This is a genomic window from Agromyces sp. C10 (assembly GCF_023217995.1).
Classification (GTDB): Bacteria; Actinomycetota; Actinomycetes; order Actinomycetales; family Microbacteriaceae; genus Agromyces; species Agromyces indicus.
Map to the genome: position 1 here is coordinate 202,186 of NZ_JALPSX010000004.1, position 19,129 is coordinate 221,314.

20 protein-coding genes are annotated in these 19,129 nt (G+C 72.1%); 11 read left to right on the forward strand and 9 right to left on the reverse strand.

Annotated features, from left to right (window positions below):
• Nucleotides 1-43: 43 nt before the first annotated feature.
• Together glpX and M1L56_RS06165 are read right to left on the reverse strand one after the other, a co-directional pair.
• Nucleotides 44-1,045 (reverse strand): class II fructose-bisphosphatase, encoded by a 1,002-nt coding sequence (glpX, locus tag M1L56_RS06160; protein WP_067945810.1) that lies wholly within the window; start codon nucleotides 1,043-1,045, stop codon nucleotides 44-46.
• Between the two features lie 135 nt (nucleotides 1,046-1,180).
• On the reverse strand, nucleotides 1,181-2,107 hold the full coding sequence (locus M1L56_RS06165) for a fructose-bisphosphatase class II (RefSeq protein ID WP_248598567.1): 927 nt from the start codon (nucleotides 2,105-2,107) through the stop codon (nucleotides 1,181-1,183).
• A gap of 106 nt (nucleotides 2,108-2,213) precedes the next feature.
• On the opposite strand from M1L56_RS06165, the gene fbaA reads away from it, so the two are divergent.
• Together fbaA and M1L56_RS06175 are read left to right on the forward strand one after the other, a co-directional pair.
• On the forward strand, nucleotides 2,214-3,245 hold the full coding sequence (fbaA, locus tag M1L56_RS06170; RefSeq protein ID WP_248598568.1) for a class II fructose-bisphosphate aldolase: 1,032 nt from the start codon (nucleotides 2,214-2,216) through the stop codon (nucleotides 3,243-3,245).
• 8 nt (nucleotides 3,246-3,253) lie between these two features.
• Entirely contained in the window at nucleotides 3,254-3,865 is a 612-nt protein-coding gene (locus M1L56_RS06175; RefSeq protein ID WP_248598569.1) for a DUF6264 family protein, read from the forward strand.
• A 39-nt stretch (nucleotides 3,866-3,904) separates the two neighbouring features.
• On the opposite strand, the gene M1L56_RS06180 is transcribed toward M1L56_RS06175, so the two are convergent.
• Complete coding sequence (locus M1L56_RS06180; RefSeq protein WP_067950015.1) at nucleotides 3,905-4,951, reverse strand: 4-hydroxy-3-methylbut-2-enyl diphosphate reductase; 1,047 nt, start codon at nucleotides 4,949-4,951, stop codon at nucleotides 3,905-3,907.
• An 86-nt stretch (nucleotides 4,952-5,037) separates the two neighbouring features.
• Here M1L56_RS06180 and xseA point away from each other — a divergent pair, with 86 nt between their 5' ends.
• The 5 genes from xseA to M1L56_RS06205 all read left to right on the forward strand — a co-directional run bounded on the left by xseA (nucleotide 5,038) and on the right by M1L56_RS06205 (nucleotide 9,316).
• Nucleotides 5,038-6,261, forward strand: a complete 1,224-nt coding sequence (xseA, locus tag M1L56_RS06185; RefSeq protein WP_067949992.1) for an exodeoxyribonuclease VII large subunit — start codon at nucleotides 5,038-5,040, stop codon at nucleotides 6,259-6,261.
• Nucleotides 6,262-6,271: 10 nt separating this feature from the next.
• Nucleotides 6,272-6,517 (forward strand): exodeoxyribonuclease VII small subunit, encoded by a 246-nt coding sequence (locus M1L56_RS06190; protein ID WP_157356849.1) that lies wholly within the window; start codon nucleotides 6,272-6,274, stop codon nucleotides 6,515-6,517.
• Nucleotides 6,517-7,158: a DUF4245 family protein gene (locus M1L56_RS06195; RefSeq protein ID WP_248598570.1), complete on the forward strand. Its 642-nt coding sequence runs from the start codon at nucleotides 6,517-6,519 to the stop codon at nucleotides 7,156-7,158. Before M1L56_RS06190 ends, M1L56_RS06195 begins: the two co-directional genes overlap by 1 nt.
• Nucleotides 7,159-7,169: 11 nt before the next feature.
• A complete protein-coding gene (locus M1L56_RS06200) occupies nucleotides 7,170-7,823 on the forward strand; it encodes a carbonic anhydrase (protein WP_248598571.1) in 654 nt (217 codons plus the stop codon).
• 77 nt (nucleotides 7,824-7,900) lie between these two features.
• Complete coding sequence (locus M1L56_RS06205) at nucleotides 7,901-9,316, forward strand: aspartate ammonia-lyase (RefSeq protein ID WP_082847285.1); 1,416 nt, start codon at nucleotides 7,901-7,903, stop codon at nucleotides 9,314-9,316.
• A gap of 84 nt (nucleotides 9,317-9,400) precedes the next feature.
• Here the strand turns inward: M1L56_RS06205 and M1L56_RS06210 are convergent, their stop codons facing one another.
• The 3 genes from M1L56_RS06210 to M1L56_RS06220 form a co-directional block, all read right to left on the reverse strand.
• Nucleotides 9,401-10,714: a PhoH family protein gene (locus tag M1L56_RS06210; protein WP_248598625.1), complete on the reverse strand. Its 1,314-nt coding sequence runs from the start codon at nucleotides 10,712-10,714 to the stop codon at nucleotides 9,401-9,403.
• Between the two features lie 275 nt (nucleotides 10,715-10,989).
• Nucleotides 10,990-12,108, reverse strand: a complete 1,119-nt coding sequence (locus M1L56_RS06215; protein ID WP_248598572.1) for an aminotransferase class V-fold PLP-dependent enzyme — start codon at nucleotides 12,106-12,108, stop codon at nucleotides 10,990-10,992.
• 55 nt (nucleotides 12,109-12,163) lie between these two features.
• Nucleotides 12,164-12,949 carry an isoprenyl transferase gene (locus tag M1L56_RS06220; protein WP_067949985.1) on the reverse strand — a complete coding sequence of 262 codons (786 nt, stop codon included), beginning with the start codon at nucleotides 12,947-12,949 and terminating at the stop codon, nucleotides 12,164-12,166.
• Between the two features lie 74 nt (nucleotides 12,950-13,023).
• On the opposite strand from M1L56_RS06220, the gene M1L56_RS06225 reads away from it, so the two are divergent.
• Nucleotides 13,024-13,824, forward strand: coding sequence for a hemolysin III family protein (locus tag M1L56_RS06225; protein WP_248598573.1), 801 nt, complete (start codon nucleotides 13,024-13,026; stop codon nucleotides 13,822-13,824).
• A gap of 22 nt (nucleotides 13,825-13,846) precedes the next feature.
• On the opposite strand, the gene M1L56_RS06230 is transcribed toward M1L56_RS06225, so the two are convergent.
• The gene (locus M1L56_RS06230; protein ID WP_248598574.1) at nucleotides 13,847-14,146 is read right to left on the reverse strand and encodes a hypothetical protein; all 300 of its coding nucleotides are present in this window, start codon (nucleotides 14,144-14,146) and stop codon (nucleotides 13,847-13,849) included.
• Nucleotides 14,147-14,217: 71 nt separating this feature from the next.
• Here M1L56_RS06230 and M1L56_RS06235 point away from each other — a divergent pair, with 71 nt between their 5' ends.
• On the forward strand, nucleotides 14,218-14,718 hold the full coding sequence (locus tag M1L56_RS06235) for a DUF4307 domain-containing protein (RefSeq protein WP_067949980.1): 501 nt from the start codon (nucleotides 14,218-14,220) through the stop codon (nucleotides 14,716-14,718).
• Between the two features lie 60 nt (nucleotides 14,719-14,778).
• Nucleotides 14,779-15,270, forward strand: coding sequence for a transcription elongation factor GreA (gene greA / locus M1L56_RS06240; RefSeq protein ID WP_067949979.1), 492 nt, complete (start codon nucleotides 14,779-14,781; stop codon nucleotides 15,268-15,270).
• A gap of 60 nt (nucleotides 15,271-15,330) precedes the next feature.
• Here the strand turns inward: greA and ilvA are convergent, their stop codons facing one another.
• On the reverse strand, nucleotides 15,331-16,629 hold the full coding sequence (ilvA, locus tag M1L56_RS06245) for a threonine ammonia-lyase (RefSeq protein ID WP_082847282.1): 1,299 nt from the start codon (nucleotides 16,627-16,629) through the stop codon (nucleotides 15,331-15,333).
• A gap of 1 nt (nucleotide 16,630) precedes the next feature.
• Nucleotides 16,631-17,845: an AI-2E family transporter gene (locus tag M1L56_RS06250; protein ID WP_082847281.1), complete on the reverse strand. Its 1,215-nt coding sequence runs from the start codon at nucleotides 17,843-17,845 to the stop codon at nucleotides 16,631-16,633.
• Nucleotides 17,846-17,917: 72 nt separating this feature from the next.
• Here M1L56_RS06250 and M1L56_RS06255 point away from each other — a divergent pair, with 72 nt between their 5' ends.
• Nucleotides 17,918-19,129 (forward strand): winged helix-turn-helix domain-containing protein, encoded by a 1,212-nt coding sequence (locus M1L56_RS06255; protein WP_248598575.1) that lies wholly within the window; start codon nucleotides 17,918-17,920, stop codon nucleotides 19,127-19,129.

Consider the following 19,129-nt stretch of genomic DNA (forward strand, 5'->3'; position numbering starts at 1 on the left):
GGTTCAGCTCACGGCAGCGCGGGCGCGTGGGGCGCCGCGCGGGTCAGCGGTCGTCGGCGTCGAGCCACTTCTCGACGAGGTGGTCGGCGCGCACGCGGCGGATGGTTCCCGACTTGCCGCGCAGCACGATCGACTCGGTGCGGATGATCGGCCCCTTCTTGCGCACGCCGTCGACCAGTTCGCCGTCGGTGACGCCCGTGGCGACGAAGAACGTGTTGTCGCCTCGGACGAGGTCGTCGAGCTCGTACACCCGGTCGCAGTCCAGGCCCGCCGCCTCGCCGGCCGCGCGCTCCTCGTCGTCCTTCGGGGCGAGGCGACCCTGCATGAACCCGCCGAGCGCCTTGATGGCGCATGCGGTGGTGATGCCCTCGGGGCTGCCGCCGATGCCGACGCACATGTCGATGCGCGACTCGTACCGGGCTGCGTTGATGCCGCCCGCGACGTCGCCGTCGCTGATCAGACGGGTGCCGGCGCCCGTGGCGCGGATGTCGGCGATGAGCTGCTGGTGGCGCGGACGGTTCAGCACGGCGACGCGGAGGTCGCTGACATCGCGGCCCTTGGCCTTCGCGAGCGCCCGGAGGTTCTCGCCGATGGGCTTCCGGATGTCGACGACGCCGATGCCTGCGGCATCCGTGACGATCTTGTCCATGTAGAAGACGGATGACGCGTCGAGCATCGTGCCGCGATCGGCGACCGCGATCACCGACAGGGCGTTCTGCCGGCCCTCGGCGGTGAGGGTCGTGCCGTCGATCGGGTCGACCGCGATGTCGCACGCCGGCCCGCGGCCGTTGCCCACGTGCTCGCCGTTGAACAGCATCGGCGCCTCGTCCTTCTCGCCCTCGCCGATCACGACGACGCCGTCGAAGTCGACCGTGCTGAGGAAGGCGCGCATCGCATCGACGGCCGCACGGTCGGCGCCGATCTTGTCGCCGCGCCCGATCCAGGGGTAGGAGCGGATGGCGGCGGCCTCGGTCGCGCGCACCAGCTCGAGGGCGATGTTGCGGTCGGGGTGGAGGTAGAGGCTTTCGGTCTCGGTGCTCGCCATCGAAGGGCCTTCCCTGAATGTCTGGGTGCGGCGACCGCGGCGGGTCGCGCGAACGGAGGGTCGGTTCGAGCCTACTGAGGAGGGCAGCCCGCGGGCCGTGGAACCGGCGCGATCGGCGCGAAAGATCGCGGATTCTTAACGCTCGGTCGCCCAGGCCATCGATCCGACCGACCACGACTCCCCCGCGGACAGGCGCACCCCCGGACCGAGATCGCACGGCGTCACCGCCGTGGCGAAGAACGCCGTCGCCGGGCCGCAGAGTTCCACGAGGCCGACGACCCGCTCGACCTCGACGCCGACGGCGGCGAGGCGTGCGGCCTCCGCCTCCGACTGCGGAGCCAGCCGCGCCTGCATCCAGCCGCCGAGCGCCCGGACGGCCGCGGCCGTGAGCACCCCCTCGGGCGCACCGCCCACGCCGACGACGAGGTCGAGGTCGCCGTCGCCCCGGGCGGCACGGAGGCAGCGCTCGACGTCGCCGTGCGCGAACCGCTCGACGGCGGCACCCGCGTCGGCCGCCGCGTCGGCGAGGGCGGCGTTGCGCGGACGATCCTGCACGGCCACGCGCACGTCGGCGGCCGTCACCCCGCGGGCCAGGGCGATGCGGTCGATGGTCTCGGCCATCGGGGCATCGAGGTCGAGTCCGGGCACCCGGCTCACGAGCTTCGACATGTAGTGCGCGGGTCCGATCTCGAGGAACGCGCCTCGCGGAGCCACCGCCATCACCGCCATCGCGCCCGGCAGTGCGGCCGCGGCGAGGCTCGTGCCGTCGACCGGGTCCACCGCGATGTCGATCGCCGGGCCGCCGCCCGTCCCGAACCGCTCGCCGAGGTGCAGCATGGGGGCGTCGTCCTTCTCGCCCTCCCCGACCACGACCCGGCCGTCGGCGTCGGCTCCGGCGAGCGCCGCGCGCATGGCGGCGACGGCGACGCCGTCGACCGCGTCGCGGTCGCCGCGGCCGACGAGCGGCACGGCGGCGACGGCGGCGAGCCGGGTCGCCTCGGCGAGCACGCGGTCGAGCGGACGGTCGTCGAGCGGCGGCTCGTGGGGCTGGGTCGAGGACACGGGTCCATCGTGCCCGATGCGGCCGCGGCATCCGTCACGCACCTGAGGCCGCCTCGACACGTCGCTAGACTCGTGCGCAACCCACGACTTCCCGAAGGAGCAAGGTATGCCCATCGCAACTCCCGAGCAGTACGCGCAGATGCTCGACACCGCCAAGGCCCAGGGCTTCGCCTTCCCGGCGTTCAACGTGTCGAGCTCGCAGACCCTCAACGCGGTGCTGCAGGGCCTCAGCGAGGCGGGCTCCGACGGCATCATCCAGGTCACCACGGGCGGCGCCGACTACTTCGCCGGCCACACCGTGAAGGCCCGCGCGGCCGGTGCGCTCGCGTTCGCGAAGTTCGCGCACGAGGTCGCGAAGGCGTACCCGGTCACCGTGGCGCTGCACACCGACCACTGCCCGAAGGAGGCCCTCGAGGGCTTCGTCTACCCGCTCATCGCCGCCTCCGAGGAGGAGGTGAAGGCGGGCCGCAACCCGATCTTCCAGTCGCACATGTGGGACGGCTCGGCCGTGCCGCTCGACGAGAACCTCCAGATCGCGAAGGACATCCTCCCGAAGCTGAAGAACATCAACGCCATCCTCGAGGTCGAGATCGGCGTCGTCGGCGGCGAGGAGGACGGGGTCAAGCACGAGGGCTCGAACGAGGCGCTCTACACGACGCTGAACGACGCGATCGCCGCCGTCGAGGCGCTCGGCCTCGGCGAGCAGGGCCGGTACATGGCGGCGCTCACGTTCGGCAACGTGCACGGCGTCTACAAGCCCGGCAACGTCAAGCTCCGACCGTCGCTCCTCAAGGAGATCCAGGACGGCCTCGCGGCCAAGTACGGCACCGGCGAGAAGCCGCTCGACCTGGTCTTCCACGGCGGCTCCGGCTCGACCGACGAGGAGATCGCCGAGGCGGTCGCGAACGGCGTCGTGAAGATGAACATCGACACCGACACGCAGTACGCGTTCACGCGCGCGATCGCGGGCTACATGTTCACGAACTACGACGGCGTGCTCAAGGTCGACGGCGAGGTCGGCAACAAGAAGCAGTACGACCCCCGCGCCTGGGGCAAGGTCGCCGAGACGGCGATGGCCGCGCGCGTCGGCGAGTCCACGCGCCAGCTCGGCTCCGCCGGCAAGTCCATCTCGGCGTAGGGCAGCGGATGTCGCAGGACGAGGCCGCTCGGAACGGGGCCGCGCACGGGGCAGGCGCCGAGGGCGCTCCGCCCCCGCCGCCGCGCGACGAGCGGCCCCGTCCGCAGTACGGCGAGTACGCCCCCGAGGGCTGGTCGTGGCAGCCGCCGGCCGAGCAGCGGACGGATGCCGCGGCATCCGTCGCCCCCGCAGCGCCGGGGCCCGCCGCGCCGGACGCCGCCGGCGGCGTCCGCCGCGGCGACGCGATCGCGACCGTCATCCTGCTGGTCCTCGGCCTCTTCGGCGCCGCCTACAACGCGCTCCTGCTGAACCTGCTGCCGACGGTGGCGACCGAGACGTTCCGGCAGACGGCCGAGATGCTCGGCACCGAGGTGCCCGGGCGCGACTTCGTCCCCGGGGTGCAGGTGCCGACGCTCATCCTCGTGGGCACGGTCCTGCAGCTGGCGCTGTGGGGCATCGCACTGGCCTGGTCGCTGCGGCGCCTGCGGGCGCGACGCCTGGCATTCTGGGTGCCGCTGCTGATGGGCGCGCTGGCGTTCGTGGTGTTCTACGCGCTCATGGCGCAGATCCTGCTCTCCGACCCGGAGTACGCTCGCGTGCTCATGGGCCCGGGGGCCTGACCGCCCGGTCGCGTCGCCGCGTCGCCCTGCGGCGAGGGCTCAGGCGTTGGCGGCCTGGCGACCCCGGCCACCGAGGGCGCGGGCGTCGCGGTTGCCCTGCAGGTCCTTGCGGAGCTCCTTCGGCAGCGAGAACATCAGGTCCTCCTCGGCCGTCTTGACCTCCTCGACCTCGCCGTAGCCGGCGTCCTCGAGCTCGAGGAGCACCTCCTTGACGAGCCCTTCGGGCACCGACGCGCCGCTCGTGACGCCGATGGTCTCGGCGCCCTCCAGCCACTCCTGCCGGATCTCGGTGGAGTAGTCGACCCGGTAGGCGCGCTTCGCGCCGTACTCGAGGGCGACCTCGACGAGGCGGACGCTGTTCGACGAGTTCGCCGAGCCGACGACGATGACGACGTCGGACTCGCGCGCGACCTTCTTGATGGCGACCTGGCGGTTCTGGGTCGCGTAGCAGATGTCGTCGGACGGCGGGTCCTGCAGGTTCGGGAACCGCTCGCGGAGGCGCCGCACGGTCTCCATCGTCTCGTCGACGGAGAGCGTGGTCTGCGAGAGCCACACGACCTTGTCGGGGTCGCGCACCTCGATGTTCGGCACGTCGTCGGGGCTGTTGACGAGGGTGACGTGGTCGGGTGCCTCACCCGCGGTGCCCTCGACCTCCTCGTGGCCCTCGTGGCCGATGAGCAGGATCTCGAAGTCGTCGCGCGCGAAGCGCACGGCCTCGCGGTGCACCTTGGTGACGAGCGGGCAGGTGGCGTCGATGGCGTGCAGGCCGCGCTCGGCGGCGGAGTTCACGACCGCGGGCGAGACGCCGTGCGCGCTGAAGACGACGTGCGAGCCCTCGGGCACCTCGTCGACCTCCTCGACGAAGATCGCGCCCTGCTTCTCGAGCTCGGTGACCACGTGGATGTTGTGGACGATCTGCTTGCGCACGTAGACGGGCGCACCGTAGTGCTCGAGCGCCTTCTCGACGGCGATCACCGCACGGTCGACGCCCGCGCAGTAGCCGCGCGGCGCTGCGAGCAGCACCCGCTTGCGTCCTTGGGCGGGGATATCCTTGAGCCGGCCGCGCACGCTCGGGATCCGAGGCATGCCGAGGTCGATTCGCGGGGCATCCGTCAAGCTCGTCACGGTGCCCATCCTACGCGGCCCCACATGACGAGCGGCTGGGAGGCCGCATGGCGCAGGGCCCCACGACGCGCGAGACGCCGTGGCCCGTCTCGGTGCTCTCGGGCAAGCTCAAGGAGTACCTCGACCGGCTGGGCACGGTGTGGATCGAGGGCGAGGTCACGCAGTGGGGCGTGTCGGCCGGCAACGTGTACGGCAAGCTCAAGGACCTCGAGGCCGAGGCGACCGTCTCCTTCACGATCTGGTCGTCGACCCGGGCGAAGCTGACCGAGCAGTTCAAGGCCGGCGACCACGTCGTCGCGCTGGTGAAGCCCAACTGGTGGGTCAAGGGCGGCTCGCTCACGATGCAGGTCTTCGACCTCCGCCACGTCGGGCTCGGCGACCTGCTGGAGCGGCTCGAGCGGCTGCGCGCCCAGCTCGCGGCCGAGGGGCTCTTCGACGCCGCCCGCAAGCAGCGGCTGCCCTTCCTGCCCGGCGTGATCGGCCTGGTCACCGGCAAAGACAGCGACGCCGAGAAGGACGTGATCCGCAACGCCAGGCTTCGGTGGCCCGCGGTCGAGTTCCGCGTCGTCCACGCGGCGGTGCAGGGCGAGCGCTGCTGCCCCGAGGTGGTGTCGGCGATCCGCCGGCTCGACGCCGACCCCGAGGTCGACGTCATCATCGTCGCGCGCGGCGGCGGCGACTTCCAGAACCTCCTCGGATTCAGCGACGAGCGCGTGGTGCGGGCCGCGGCCGAGGCGACCACGCCCATCGTGAGCGCGATCGGCCACGAGGCCGACCGCCCGCTCCTCGACGACGTCGCCGACCTCAGGGCGTCGACGCCGACGGATGCCGCGAAGCGGGTGGTGCCCGACGTGGCCGAGGAGCTCATCCGGGTCGAGCAGGCCCGCGCGCGCCTGCGCATGCGGGTCACGACGCTCGTCTCGCACGAGATCGACCGGCTGGGCCACCTGCGATCCCGCCCGGCCCTCGCCGATCCGGGCTGGATCGTCGACCGCCGCGCCGAGGACGTGACGAGGTGGGTGGCGCGCGGCACCGAGCTGGCCGAACGCGCGATCGAGCGCGCCGGCGTGCGCGTCGCGGAACTGCGATCGCAGCTGCGGGCCCTCTCGCCGCTCGCAACGCTGCAGCGCGGCTACGCCATCGTGCAGCGCGAGCACGACGGCGTCCTCACCCGGCCCGACCAGGCGCCGGAGGGCACGGCGCTGCGCATCACGCTCGCCGAGGGCCGTCTCGGCGCGACATCTCGGGGTGCTGTCGGCGACGGCGAATAGAATGCCGTCCATGCCCACCACTCCCCCGGATGTCGCCGAGCTGAGCTACGAGCAGGCGCGCGACGAGCTCGTTCGCGTCGTCTCCGAGCTCGAGCAGGGCTCGGCCACGCTCGAGGAGTCGCTCGCGCTCTGGGAGCGCGGCGAGGCGCTCGCGCAGCGCTGCGAGGAGTGGCTCGTCGGCGCGAAGGCCCGGCTCGACGCCGCGCGCGCCGGCGCCGCGGCATCCGACTCCTCGACCCGCGGCGGCGAGGGCTGATGGCGAGACGCGAGCCGCGCGTGGTGGCCGAGCTCGGCCGCCCCGAGACGCCGGAGGAGACGGCGGCGCGCAAGGCCGACGACGCGGTGCGACGACGCCAGCGGCAGACCGTTCGCAACCTCGTCGGCTCCCTCCTCGCGAGCCTCGCCGTCGTCGCCGTCATCGTGCTCATCGTGCCGCGCAGCGACGTCCCGATCGAGCGCGACATCGACGTGCCCGCCGTCGCGGCGCAGGCGCAGGCCGGCATCGACCCGCAGCTCGCGGTGCCCGAGCTGCCCGAGGGGTGGCGTTCGAACGCCGCCGAGCTGCGCGACAACCGCGCCGACGGCGTGACCGCCTGGTACGCCGGCTACCTGACGCCGAGCGACGAGTACGCGGGCATGTACCAGGGGCTCGATGCGAACCCCACGTGGACCGCCGACCTGCTCGCCAACACGATCGCGACGGGCGTGACGACCATCGACGGGGTCGAATGGACCGTGTACGACAACCGCGAGACCACCGCCGAGGTCGGCAACGCGAGGTACGGCCTCGTCACCGAGGCGGGCGACAGCACCTTCGTGCTGCTCGGCACCGCCTCCCCGGAGGAATTCGAGACCCTGGCCCGCGCGATCGCGCCGGCCGTCGACGCACAGCGCTGAGAGGAACGGCCGTGACCCAGTCCGTGCCCGCACGTCCCACTTCCCCCGCCGAGACGTGGCGCGAACTCCGCGCCGGCAACCAGCGGTTCATCGCCGGCACCCCGCAGCACCCCCGTCAGGACGTCGATCGGCGAACCGAACTCGCCGACCACCAGCGCCCGCTCGTGGCGATCTTCGGCTGCAGCGACTCGCGGCTGTCGGCCGAGATCATCTTCGACGTCGGACTCGGCGACGCCTTCGTGGTCCGCAACGCCGGGCAGGTGACCTCCGACGACGTGATCGGATCCCTCGAGTACGCCGTCGGCGTCCTCGGCGTGCCGCTGATCCTCGTGCTCGGCCACGACCAGTGCGGCGCCGTCCGCGCCGCCATCGACTCGCAGGGCGCGGACGCCGCGCCGCTCCCGGCGCACATCCAGTCCGTGGTCGAGCGGATCGTGCCCGCCGTGCGCCGCGTGGCCGGCTCCGCCGAGGGGACGATCGACCCGGGCGCGATCGACGCCGCCTACGTCGGACGCGAGCACCTCCGCGACACCGTGGCGGAGCTCCTCGAGCGATCCGAGGTGATCAGCGACGCGATCGCAGCCGGTACGCTGGCTATCGTCGGCGCGAACTACCGCCTGCTCGAGGGCCGCGCCGAGACCGACATCGTCGTCGGTCGCATCTGACGCCGGCGGCGGCATCCGCTCGCTGCGCGCGCCGCTGCCGCAACTCGAAACCGCCCGAGATCGAAGGGGAACACACCGTGGTGGACAACGCCGCCGACTACCGGATCGAACACGACACGATGGGCGAGGTGCGGGTCCCCGCGTCGGCGCTGTACCGCGCGCAGACGCAGCGGGCGGTCGAGAACTTCCCGATCTCCGGGTCGGGCCTCGAGCCCGCCCAGATCGCGGCGCTCGCCCGCATCAAGAAGTCCGCGGCGCTCGCGAACGCGCGACTCGGCGTGCTCGACGCGCAGCTCGCGCAGGCGATCGCCGACGCGGCCGACGAGGTCATCGCCGGTCGCCACTCCTTCACCGAGCACTTCCCGGTCGACGTGTACCAGACCGGCTCGGGCACCTCCTCGAACATGAACATGAACGAGGTGCTCGCGACGATCGCGACCGAGAAGCTCGGCAGCCCGGTGCACCCGAACGACCACGTCAACGCCTCGCAGTCCTCCAACGACGTCTTCCCGACCTCGGTGCACATCGCGGTCACCGCCGCGCTCATCGACGAGCTCATCCCGTCGCTCGACCACCTCGCCGTGGCCCTCGAGGCGAAGGCCGACGCGTGGGCCGACATCGTCAAGGCCGGCCGCACCCACCTGATGGACGCGACGCCCGTGACGCTCGGCCAGGAGTTCGGCGGCTACGCCCGTCAGGTCCGCCTCGGCATCGAGCGCGTGCGCTCGGCGCTGCCCCGGGTCGCGGAGGTCCCCCTCGGCGGCACCGCCGTCGGCACGGGCATCAACACGCCGGCCGGGTTCCCGCAGCTGGTGATCGAGCTGCTCCAGCAGGAGACCGAGTTGCCGATCACCGAGGCGGCCGACCACTTCGAGGCGCAGGCCAACCGCGACGGGCTCGTCGAGGCGTCCGGCGCGCTCCGCACGATCGCCGTGAGCCTCACCAAGATCTGCAACGACCTCCGCTGGATGGGCTCGGGCCCGAACACCGGCCTCGGCGAGCTGTTCATCCCCGACCTGCAGCCGGGGTCCTCGATCATGCCGGGCAAGGTCAACCCGGTCGTCCCCGAGGCGGTGCTCATGGTCGCATCGCGCGTCGTGGGCAACGACGCCACCGTCGCCTGGGCGGGCGCATCGGGCTCGTTCGAGCTGAACGTGCAGATCCCGGTCATGGGCACGGCGCTGCTCGAGTCGATCCGCCTGCTGTCGAACTCGGTGCGCGTCCTGGCCGACAAGACGATCGACGGCCTCCAGGTCAACGAGGAGCGCACGACCGCCCTGGCCGGCATGTCGCCGTCCATCGTCACGCCCCTCAACAAGATCATCGGCTACGAGGCCGCGGCGAAGATCGCGAAGCACTCGGTCGCCAAGGGCATCACGGTCCGCGAGGCCGTCGTCGACCTCGGCCACGTCGAGCGCGGCGACCTCACCGAGGCGCAGCTCGACGAGGCCCTGAACCTGCTGTCGATGACGCGTCCGCCTCAGGCGAAGTAGCGCCGGCCGCGGCATCCGCTGCATCACGACGGCCCCGGAACCGAGGTTCCGGGGCCGTCGTGCGTCCGCGCGGCGTCGCGGCGACTACGCCAGTTCGGCGCCGTCGAGCATTTCGGAGACGAGTGCCGCGATCGCCGACCGCTCGGACCGGGTCAGCGTGATGTGGGCGAACAGCGGGTGCCCCTTCAGCGTCTCGATGACGCTCGCGACGCCGTCGTGCCGGCCGACCCGCAGGTTGTCGCGCTGCGCCACGTCGTGCGTGAGGATCACCCGCGAGTTCTGCCCGATGCGACTCAGTACGGTGAGCAGCACGTTGCGTTCGAGCGACTGCGCCTCGTCGACGATCACGAACGCGTCGTGCAGCGAACGGCCTCGGATGTGCGTGAGGGGCAGCACCTCGAGGATGCCGCGGTCGACGACCTCCTCGAGCACGTTGTCGGAGACGAGGGCGCCGAGGGTGTCGAACACGGCCTGCGCCCAGGGGTTCATCTTCTCGCCCTGGTCGCCCGGCAGGTACCCGAGCTCCTGCCCGCCCACCGCGTACAGCGGCCGGAAGACCATGATCTTCTTGTGCTGCTGCCGTTCGAGCACGGCTTCGAGCCCGGCGCACAGGGCAAGCGCCGACTTGCCCGTGCCCGCCCGTCCGCCGAGCGAGAGGATCCCGATCTCCTGGTCGAGGAGCAGGTCGATCGCGAGGCGCTGCTCGGCCGAGCGCCCGTGCACGCCGAACACCTCGCGGTCGCCGCGCACCAGCCGCACCTCGTGCTCGCCCACCACGCGGCCGAGGGCCGAGCCGCGCTCGGAGTGGATGACCAGGCCGGTGTTGACCGGCATGCCCTCGACCTCGCTCGTCGTGATCGCGTCGTGCTCGTACAGCTTCGCCATGTCGTTCGAGCCGAGCGCCAGATCCGCCATGCCCGTCCAGCCGGAGTCGACCGCGAGTTCCGCGCGGTATTCCTGCGCGTCGAGGCCGACCGAGGCCGCCTTGACGCGCAGCGGGAGGTCCTTCGAGACGACCGTGACCGCGAGGCCGTCGTTCGAGAGGTTCATCGCGCACGCCAGGATGCGCGAGTCGTTGTCGTTCAGCTGGAGGCCGCTCGGCAGCACCGACATGCTCGAGTGGTTGAGCTCGACGCGGAGCGACCCGCCGTCGTCGCCGACCGGGATCGGGAAGTCGAGCCGTTCGTGCTCGACGCGGAGATCATCGAGGATGCGCAGCGCCTTGCGGGCGAAGAAGCCGATCTCGGGGTCGTTCCGCTTCGCCTCGAGCTCGGTGATCACCACGACGGGGAGCACCACGGCGTGTTCGGCGAATCGGAACAGGGCTCGCGGGTCGGACAGCAGCACCGACGTGTCGAGCACGTAGGTGCGTTCCGCCTGCGAGATCCCGCCGGGCACGGCATCCGACGGCGCCGCACCGGCGACCGACTCGACCGATCCGATGGGCTTGGTGGGTTCGACAGAGGTCACGACCGCTCCTGCCCCGAGCTTCCGCTCGGCTCACGCGCCGGCCGGCGATCCTCCAACGAGCGGTTCACGAGCCGACTCGATCAGGCGACTTGCCCGATGCCTCGACGGTACGTCCGACGCCCGACATCCTCGTGAGCGACACGCGGCGCGACATCCCCCGTTCACGTGCCGGTCGACGGCGCGACGGATGCCGCCCGCGGGCGTCAGTACGTCGCGGCGGTGTTGAACGAGACGAACGCCCCGCGGAGCATCTCGACGGTGTCCTCCGACAGCACGGCGTGGACGCTCAGGCGCACGCTGCCGAGCCGCGTGGTCGCGGTGACGCCGTGGTTGTGCAGCGACGCCGACAGCACGGTGATGTGCTCGGGTTCGGGTTCGAGCACCACGATGCCCGCGCGCTCGCGTTCGTCGCGGGACGACGAGACGGGGATCGCGAACTCGTCGGCGAGGTCGATCACCCGGCTCACGTTCTCGGCGAGCCGCGAGTTGACGGCGTCGACGCCGACCCCGGCGATCTCCTCCATCGCGGCCGCGAAGCGGGCTAAGGCGAACGGGTCGAGGTTCGAGACGCGGAACGCCCGGGCCGTGGACGCGGGCGGCGGCACCTCGTCCCACACCTCGGGCTCCTCGGTTCCGGTGTAGCCGGAGAAGACGGGGGTGAGCTGCTCCCGCGCACGGTCGGACACGGCCATGAACCCGGTGCCCCAGCCGGCGCGGCACCACTTCTGCCCGCCGGTGACGACGACGTCGGCGAGCTGCCAGGGCGCGTCGACCACGCCGAAGCCCTGGATGGCGTCGACGATGAGCAGCCGGTCGCCGATCACCTGGCGGATGCCCTCGAGGTCGCAGAGGTAGCCCGTGCGCGAATCGACGAGGCTCACCGCGACCGCGGCGACGTTGGACTCGAGTTGCGCCCGGATCTGCCCGGGGGTGACCTTCCCGTGATCGGTCTCGAGCCACGCGGGATGCACCGCGTGCAGCGCCTCCTGCGCGCGGACGGCGGCGATCGGGAGGCTGGGGAACTCGCCGGGCGAGAGGAGCACGGTCCCGGTGAGGCCGAACATCGCGTGCATCAGGCCGGTGGTCGTGTTCGGCACGGCGACGACCTGGTCCGGCGTGAAGCCGGTGAGTGCGGATGCCGCCTCGCGGAGCCGTTCGTCCTGCTGGCGCAGCGCGTCGAGGCTGCCGTGGCGCGCACGTTCGAGGACGTGCGTGAAGGCGTAGGTCTCCTCGGCCGCGACCCGCGTGAGCGGGCCGACCCGGCCGTAGTCGAGGTACCCGGGCTCCTCGGTGAAGCCGGCGAGGTAATCGTCGATGGTCACTCGGCTCAGCGCCCCCTTCTCCGAGGCATATCCTGACATGCCCGCGGCGGGATGATCACCCTCCGAACCGCCGGTGCCGCTTGGTGTAGTCGCGGAGCGCGCGCAGGAAGTCGACCTGCCGGAGGTCGGGACCGAGCGCCTCGACGAAGTAGAACTCGCTGTGCGCCGCCTGCCAGAGCATGAAGTCGCTGAGGCGCTGCTCGCCCGACGTGCGGATGACGAGGTCGGGGTCGGGTTGCCCGCCCGTGTAGAGGTGCTCCCCGATGAGGTCGGGGGTGAGCGACTCGGCGAGGTCCTCGAGGCTGCGACCCTCCGCGTGGTGCGAGGCGACGATGGAGCGCATCGCGTCGGTGATCTCGCGTCGGCCGCCGTAGCCGACGGCGAGGTTCACGTGCAGGCCGGCCTTGCCGGCGGTCCGCTGCTCGGCCGCATCGAGGGCCGCCACCAGGGGCTCGGGCAGGCCCGCGTCGCTGCCGACGTGCTGCACGCGCCAGTCGCGGTAGTGGCTGAGCTCCTCGGCGAGGTCGGCGATGATCTCGATGAGGTCCTCGAGCTCGCCGGAGGTGCGGTTGCCGAGGTTGTCGCTCGACAGGAGGTACAGGGTCACGACCTTCACGCCCAGGTCGTCGCACCACTCGAGGAACTCGCGCATCTTCGCCGCCCCGGCGCGGTGGCCGTGCGCGGCGGTCTCGTACCCCAGCTGCTTGGCCCAGCGCCGGTTGCCGTCGATGATCATGGCCACGTGGCGCGGCAGTTCTGCCTGGTCGAGCTCGCGCCGGAGCCGGTTCTGGTAGAGCCGGTAGAGGAGCCCGCGACCGAGGTGATGATCGCTCGTCTGCACCCGACTACGGTACTCCCCCGCCGAAGCCGGTCACTCACAGCATCCCGTGATGCGCGCGCCCCTACGCTGTGGACATGACCCCCGCGAGCAAACCCGAGGACGTCGGCGAGCACCTCAAGCGCCCCGAGTCCCAGCTCGACCCGGCCGACGCCGCGGTCGCCGTCGACGATCGCCGCGGCCCCGACCTGCCGAACCTCCCGCTGATCGACGCGTCGCCCGAACGCCCGACCGACGTGAAGCCGACCTGGCGTGGCTGGATCCACGCCGGCACCTTCCCGCTCACCATCGCCGCGGGCATCGTGCTCATCGTCCTCGCCGAGGGAGCGTGGGCGAAGTGGGCGTCGGCGGTGTTCACCCTCACCTCGATGCTGCTGTTCGGCCTCTCGGCCCTCTACCACCGATTCGACTGGTCGCCGCGGACCAAGGTGATCCTCAAGCGCGTCGACCACGCCAACATCTTCCTGCTGATCGCGGGAACGTACACGCCGCTGGCGATCCTCGCCCTGCCGCCGGACAAGGGCTGGCTCCTGCTCGCGATCGTCTGGGGCGGCGCGCTGCTCGGCATCGGGTTCCGGGTGTTCTGGATCCACGCCCCGCGCTGGCTGTACGTGCCGCTGTACCTGCTGCTCGGCTGGGCCGCCGTGATGTACCTCGGCGACCTCCTCGAGGCGAGCGTGGCGATGATGGTGCTCGTCATCGTCGGCGGCGTGCTCTACACGGTCGGTGCCGTCATCTACGGCATGAAGCGGCCAAACCCGTGGCCCGGCCACTTCGGCTTCCACGAGATCTTCCACGTCTGCACGGTGCTCGCGTTCATGTGCCACTGGACCGCGACGCTGATCATCGCCCTGAACCCCGTCTACCACCTCGGCTGAGACCGGGTGGCGCCGCTCGGCGCTACTCGGGCTTCGAGGGGGGCAGGTCGGATGCCGCGTCGCCGCCCGGTCGCTCCGTCGGCGCTCCCGAGCCGTCGCCCTCGGCGGCGGCGCGCTCCTCGGCGTCGAGTCGTTCGCGCGCCTCGGCGCGGTAGTTGACGCGGCGGATGCGGCGGACCATGTCGAGCACGAGCAGCAGCACGACCGCCATCACGATGAAGGTGATGACGAAGCCCTCGACGCCCGGCGTCACGTCGTTCGGGTCGAACTCCTCCTCCGCGGCGACGGCGAGCAGCGCGGTGACGGCGGACGCGACGGGCATCGGGATCCCTTCAGGGGCGGGGCGTAGGCTTGCTTGAAGCCTAGACGATCGAACCGGGAAGGAGCCGGGCGGTGCCCCCACGCGAGTCCGCCGATGCCGCCGCGATCGATGCGGCGGCCGAGGATGCCGCACTCGACGGCGCCGCACGGTCGTCCGACGAGGTCCGCGGGCCCGGCGAGGCGAGCCAGCTCGCCGACCGCTACGGGCGCACGCCGGAGCGCCGACGCCGCGAACGGTGGCTGCTCGGCGGCGCCGCGCTCGCGTTCGCCGTGGTGCTCGTCGCCTGGGTGGTCTGGGCGGGTCTCGACGGCAGCCGTCCGCAGGTGCAGGCGACCGACCTCGGGCACCGGCTGATCGACGACCACGCCGTCGAGGTGACCTGGCGGCTCTCGGTGCCGGCGGGCAACGAGACCGCGTGCATCGTGCAGGCCTTCAACGAGGACTTCACCATCGTGGGCTGGAAGGTCGTCGAGATCCCGGCCTCCGAGCGGCCGCTGCGCACCTTCACCGAGACCGTGCGCACCGCGCTCGAGCCCAACACGGGTTTGGTCTCGACCTGCTGGCTGATCTAACATAGGAGATTCGCTCCGGCATCCGCCGGGGCGTCACGTCTATACACGGGAGTGTGCACCATGGCGCAGGAGGCAACCGTCACCTGGCTCACCCAGGAGGCCTACGACCGGCTCGCCGCCGAGCTCGAGCACCTCTCCACCACCGGCCGCGAGGAGATCGCGAAGCGCATCGAGGCCGCACGTGAAGAGGGCGACCTCAAGGAGAACGGCGGGTACCACGCCGCGAAGGACGAGCAGGGCAAGCAGGAGGCCCGCATCCGCCAGCTCACCGAGCTGCTGCGCACCGCCGAGGTCGGCGAGGCGCCCCAGTCGAGCGGCGTCGTCGAGTCGGGCACGGTCATCACGGCCGTCGTCGCCGGCGACGAGGAGCGCTTCCTCATCGGCAGCCGCGAGATCGCGGGCGACTCCGAGCTCGACGTCTTCAGCGAGCAGTCGCCGCTCGGCGCGGCGATCCTCGGCCTCAAGGTCGGCGAGTCGACGTCGTACACGGCGCCCAACGGGCGCGAGATCCCGGTCGAGATCCGCAAGGTCGAGACCTGGGGCGGGCAGTAGGCCCGAGCACGAGCTTCGAGGGGCGGAGGCGGCGCATTCAGCGCGGCATCCGCCCCTCGCTCATTCCTCGATGACCTCGGGCTCGTAGCCGGCGCGTCGCAGCACGTCGACGACCTCGGCCCGATGCTCCGGACCGCGCGTCTCGACCGAGAGCTGGAGCGCCACCTCGGAGATCTGCATGCCGGCGCCGTGGCGCGTGTGGAGCACCTCGACGACGTTGGCGTTCGCGCGTGCGACGAGTTCGGCGATGCGCGCGAGCTGACCCGGTCGGTCGGGCAGCCCGATGCGCAGGGTGAGGTAGCGATCGGATGCCGCCAGCCCGTGCGCGATCACGCGCTGCATCAGGAGCGGGTCGATGTTGCCGCCCGAGAGCACGACCACCGTCGGGCCGTCGGGGCGCACCGCGCCGGTCATGAGTGCGGCGACGCCCACCGCGCCGGCCGGCTCGACGACGAGCTTCGCGCGCTCGAGCAGCACGAGCAGCGCCCGGGCGATGTCGTCCTCGGTGACGGTGACGACCTCGTCGACCGCGTGACGGATGATGTCGAAGTTCAGCTCGCCCGGCCGGTACACGGCGATGCCGTCGGCGATGGTCGGCACGACCGGCACGGTCGTCGGCTCCCCCGCGACGAGCGAGGGCGGGTACGGCGAGGCGTTCTCGGCCTGCACCCCGATGACCCGGACCGTGCGCCCGAGCGCGGCAGCCCGCTGCTTGGCGGCGCTCGCGATCCCGGCGGCCAGGCCACCGCCGCCGATGGGCACGACGATCGTCGTGGCATCCGGGGCCTGCTCGAGGATCTCGAGCCCGAGCGTGCCTTGCCCGGCGATCACGTCGGCGTGGTCGAACGGCGGGATGAGCACCGCGCCGGTCTCCTCCGCGAACCGTGCCGCGGCCTCGAGCGTCTCGCCCACCGAGTCGCCCCGCAGCACGACGTCGGCGCCGTACGCCCGGGTCGCCTCGAGCTTCGGCAGCGCGACGCCGACGGGCATGAAGATCGTGGCACGGATGCCGAGCTCGCGCGCCGCGTACGCGACGCCCTGCGCGTGGTTGCCCGCGGACGCGGCGACGACGCCGAGCGCGCGCTCGTCGTCCGTGAGCGCCGACATCCGGTTGAACGCGCCGCGCAGCTTGTACGAGCCCGTGCGCTGCAGGTTCTCGCACTTCAGGTGCACCGGCACCCCGGCGAGCGCGGCGAGGTAGCGCGAGGACTCCATGGGCGTGCGCCGGGCGACGTGCGCCACGATCCGCTGCGCGGCCTCGAACCCGGCGAGGTCGGGGCCCGGCCAGGCGGGGGCGCCGGTCGAGGGCGGGGCGACCGGCGGAGCGTCGGTCGTGCGGGCGTCGATGGCGTGGTTCATGTCACCGTCCGTATCCGGGTCGTTGGGGCACCGTGCGCCACAGCGGCGACTTCGTCTCGGTGGGTTCCGGCGGTTCCGCCTGCTTCCACGTGCCGCCGGCGATGTAGAGGATCATCACGTTGAGCACCGCCGCCACGGGCACGGCGAACAGCGCGCCGGGGATGCCGGCCAGCAGCGACCCCGTGGTCACGGCGATGACCACGCCGAGCGGGTGGACCTTCACCGCCGTGCCCATGATGAGCGGCTGGAGCACGTGGCCCTCGACCTGCTGCACGAGCAGCACCACGCCGAGCATGGCCAGCGCGATGCCCCATCCGTTGTAGACGAGGGCCACGAACACGGCGAGTGCGCCGGTCACGACCGCACCGACGATCGGGACGAACGAGCCGAGGAACACGAGGATCGCGATGGGGATCGCGAGCGGGACGCCGAGCAGCAGCGCGCCGAGCCCGATGCCGACGGCGTCGATCGTCGCGACGAGGATCTGCACCTTCACGAAGTTCTGCAGCGTGGCCCAACCGACCCGGCCGCTGCCGTCGATCGCCGCGCGGGCGCGCTGCGGGAAGATCCCCACGATCCAGTTCCAGATGAACCGGCCGTCGATGAGGATGAACAGGGTCGCGAACAGCGCGAGCAGCAGCCCCGCGAGGAAGTGACCGACCGAGGACCCGACCGACAGCGCGCCGCTGACGAGGACGCTGCTGTTCTCCTGCGCGGAGGTGACGATCTCGTCGACCCAGTCGTCGAACTGCTGCGGCGTGATGTGCAGCGGCCCCTCGAGCAGCCACGCGCGGAAGTCCTCCCACGCGATCACGGTCTGCGCGGCGAGGTCGCCGGAGCCGCGGACGATCTGCGAGATGCCGAGCGTCAGCAGTCCGGCGACGGCGGCGAGGGTGGTGAGCATGGCCGCGGTCACCGCGAGCCACTTCGGCCACCGGTGCCGCTGGAGGAACTGGGAGAAGGGCACGAGCAGCGCGGAGAGCAGCACGGCCACGAGCACCGGCACGATGACGAACCGGAGCTGGATGATGAGGAACACCACGACGGCGAGCACGCCCCCGACCAGCAGGAGCCGCCACGACCAGGCCGCGGCGACGCGCATGCCGTACGGCACGGACTCGGCCGCGTCGCGCGACGGCTGCGCCGCCGTCTCGGGCACGGACGTGCGGCGTGCGATCGCGCGCCGAGCGCGCGAGGTCCCCTTGGCATCCGCCATGGGGTAAGTCTAGGCTCCGCTCCCCGAGGGGTTCCGCCGTATGTCGCAGGCGGCCGGTAGGGTCGACGCACCATGGTCGACGTCGTCAGTCCCGCCCTCGCCCGTCGCATCGCACTCGCCGCCCAGGGCTTCGGCCGTCCGATCCCGGCCGCCCCGGGCACGAGAGCGCTCGGTGGCGTGGTCGATCGGCTCGGCCTGCTCCAGATCGACTCGGTGAACGTGTTCGAGCGCAGCCACTACCTGCCCGCGTTCAGCCGCATCGGCGGATACGACCGGGCCGCACTCGACCGGCTCGCCTGGGGGCGGCGTGGCCGCCTCGTCGAGTACTGGGCGCACCAGGCGGCGTTCATCCCCCGCGAGCTGTGGCCCATGTTCGAGTTCCGTCGCGAGGAGTACCGTCGCAGCGGCACGTCCGAATGGGGCGGATGGCTCTCAGAGAACCGGCGCCTGGCCGACTGGCTGCGAGCCGAGCTCGCCGCGAACGGTCCGATGCCCGCGAGCGCGATCGAGCACGACGCCAACGAGCGCCGCGGGCCGTGGTGGGGGTGGTCCGACGTGAAGCGCACCCTCGAGTGGATGTTCCGCACGGGCGAGGTCGTGTGCGTCGACCGACGCCGCTTCGAGCGCGTGTACGCACTCCCCGAGCAGGCCCTCGATCCCGCCCTGCTCGACGCCGCCCCCGCCGAGGCCGACCAGGTCCGCACCCTGGTCGAGCGGGCGGCATCCGCGCTCGGCATCGCCACGGCCGCCGACCTCGCCGACTACTGGCGCATGAAGTCCGCCCAGGTCCGTCCCGCCGTCGCCGACCTGGTCGAGGCCGGCGTGCTCCTGCCCGTCGAGGTGCCCGGCTGGACCACGGGCTCCAGGCCCGCACCGGCGTGGCTGCACCGCGACGCCCGGCGACCCCGCCGGATCGAGGCGGCCGCGCTGCTCTCGCCGTTCGACCCGGTGGTGTGGTTCCGGCCGCGGGCCGAGCGCCTCTTCGACTTCCACTACCGCATCGAGATCTACACCCCCGAGCCGCAGCGACGCTTCGGGTACTACTCCCTGCCCGTCGTGATCGACGACGCCGTCGTCGCGCGGGTCGACCTCAAGAGCGACCGGGCGGCGGGCGTGCTCCGGGTGCAGTCGGCGTGGGCCGAACCCCACGCCCCCGCCGGGACCGCCGAGCGCCTCGTGCCGGAGTTGCGCCGCGCCGCGGACTGGCAGGGCCTCGGCGAGATCGTCGTCGCCGGCCGGGGCGACCTCTCCCCCGCGATCGCCTCGGCGCTCGCGGCAGCGTGA